This is a genomic window from Microbacterium sp. CPCC 204701, from assembly GCF_004010105.1.
Taxonomy (GTDB): Bacteria; Actinomycetota; Actinomycetes; order Actinomycetales; family Microbacteriaceae; genus Microbacterium.
Map to the genome: position 1 here is coordinate 1 of NZ_RRYE01000456.1, position 2,131 is coordinate 2,131.

Here is a 2,131-nt window from a genome sequence, read left to right on the forward strand (position 1 = left end):
CGCCGTAGCCGCCGCCTGCCGCGGCGTAGCCGGCGCCCGTGCCGGTGTTCGGGGCAACGCCGGTTCCGCGCGAGACTCCGGCAGGCGTGCCAGGCCGGTTCGAGGCGCCGCTCGTTCCGCCGCCGTTCTGTTCGGCCGTCAGGGCGCGCGTCAGGCGCCCGGCTACGATGCCGAGGCCGAGGGCCACGACGAGAAAGGCGCCGGTGTGACGGCGCGCGAACCCGCGCACCTCCTGCACCAGGTCGGCGGGCTCCCGCTGCTCGAGCCAGGAAGCCACCTCGCCAGAGTGGCGTCCGAGGCCGCGCACGAGTCCGACCGCCATGCCGTCCGACGGCGAGGCGCCGGCCATCTCGCTCAGCTCGTCGCCTGCCGATCGCAGCACCTCGGCGGCGCGACGCTGCTGCGCCGAGGCCTGCTCGGCGACCTGCATCCGCGTCTCGTCGAAGAAGCCGTGTGCCGCCTCCTTGGCCTCGTGCGCCAGATGCCCGGCTTCGTCGCCTGCCACTGCGGCCACGTGCATGGCCGCCGCATCGACCTCGGCGACTGTCTCGACCGTGCGCTCCTTGAGGTCTTCGCCGCTCGTGGCGGCGTCGTCGCGCTGGCCCGCTGCGTGGCCCATTCCCTCTGAAGACATGCTCCTCCTCCAACTCTGACGGACGGCCGCCGGTCCGGTGTTCCGGTGCTGCCGTCACCGCCGTGGCGAACCACGATGCGTCGCGTCGGCGTCCGGTCGAAGGGGGTCGCCTGAGCCGGGGTGACGGAGTACTCTGTGCGCCCCTCGCCGGGTTCGGCACCGCCGCCGGGGAGGACGACGGATGCCGGGCCGCGGCATCCTGGCCGGTGCGCTGCGCGCCCTACCCGGATGGTGGGCAGCGCGGCTTACCGTGGAGACGGAGGTGGGGGCATGGCGCGCATCGGCGGGCGGAACTCGTGGATCGCCGTGCCCGCCGGGCTCCTGTGCGCCGCGGTCGTGGCGGGTCTGGCGTACCTCGCGCTGCCGATGGTCCCTGTGACGGTGACGTGGATCGGCGACACGCTGCGGCGGGCGACGACTCCGCAGCCGGCACCCGCGCCCGAGGAGTCGATCGCCCGTCAGGCGGCCGACGGGGCGCAGGTCGACTGTCGCGGTCTCTACCCGGACGACCTGTGGAACGAGCTCACGTGGCGCGCCGGCTCGCGGCTCGACCAGAGCGCGGCGCCTCCGGTCACGCAGGCCGCCGCGTTCACCGACGCGGTGACCCCCGACGTCGTGGTCACGTGCGAGTGGCGGTCGGCCGACGGCGGCATCGTCACGACGCTGTCGCGGGTCGACGCCGACGCCGGAGCGTTCGCCGAGGCGGCGCTGGGCGGTCAGGGCTTCTCGTGCGCGTCGACGGACACCGGCCTCGTCTGCACGCGCACGGACGGCGGGGTGCTCGAGGAGCACACGCTGCGCGACGGGCTGTGGATCGCGAGCGCCCAGACACGGTGGCATCCCGATGAGTACGGTGCCCGACTCGGCCGCAACGTGTTCGGGTGAGGGGGGAGGCGTCGAGTCGGCGGAGCGTCCGCCCGCAGCATGTGGGGATGGCAGCGTGACGAGGCTCATGGTGTCGGCCGCGGGGTCGTCCCCAGACGCACACCGGCCGCCGTCGGCTCGGTGTCCGGAAGAGCCGGACGCGGGGTCGTCGAGCGGGACCCCGTCGAGCTCGGCCGGCACCGCCGTGGTCAGCATCGCGCGGCAGTCGTCGGGATTCCGGCGCGAGCGTTGGCGTTCGGCGTCGCCGCGCCGCCGGGCGTCGCGGATTCCCCGGCACGCCTCCGCGACCGAGGCCAGGGCGAGGACTATCCTCGCACTGCGGGCAACCAGCCCGCGTGAGGAGTGCCTACGATGAGTGACCCCAAGTCGTCCTACGGCGAACCCGTCGACGAGCCCGGCGACGTCGACGATGTCGTCGGCCGCGCGAACGAGGGCCTCGCCGAGGCGGAGGCCGCCCGTCGCGACGCGGGCACGGAGGCATCCGAGCGGACGGATGGCTCGGCCGACGCCTCCGCGGAATCCCGCGCCGAGTCGCCCTCGACCTCCGCCGAGCCGGATGCCCCGACCCCCGCCGTGAACGCCGCCGGCGCCTCGGACGCCGAGCCAGCCGCT

The 2,131-nt window shown here is 74.8% G+C and carries 1 protein-coding gene and 2 pseudogenes; 2 read left to right on the forward strand and 1 reads right to left on the reverse strand.

Translation table 11 applies throughout. From position 1 onward, the window contains the following. A pseudogene (locus EIO58_RS16715) lies at nucleotides 1–634 on the reverse strand (hypothetical protein); the annotation flags it as partial. Between the two features lie 270 nt (nucleotides 635–904). On the opposite strand from EIO58_RS16715, the gene EIO58_RS16720 reads away from it, so the two are divergent. Both EIO58_RS16720 and EIO58_RS16725 read left to right on the forward strand, forming a co-directional pair. Beyond that, on the forward strand, nucleotides 905–1,519 hold the full coding sequence (locus EIO58_RS16720) for a hypothetical protein (protein ID WP_164861810.1): 615 nt from the start codon (nucleotides 905–907) through the stop codon (nucleotides 1,517–1,519). 351 nt (nucleotides 1,520–1,870) lie between these two features. Further along, nucleotides 1,871–2,131, forward strand: a pseudogene (locus tag EIO58_RS16725) (hypothetical protein); the annotation flags it as partial.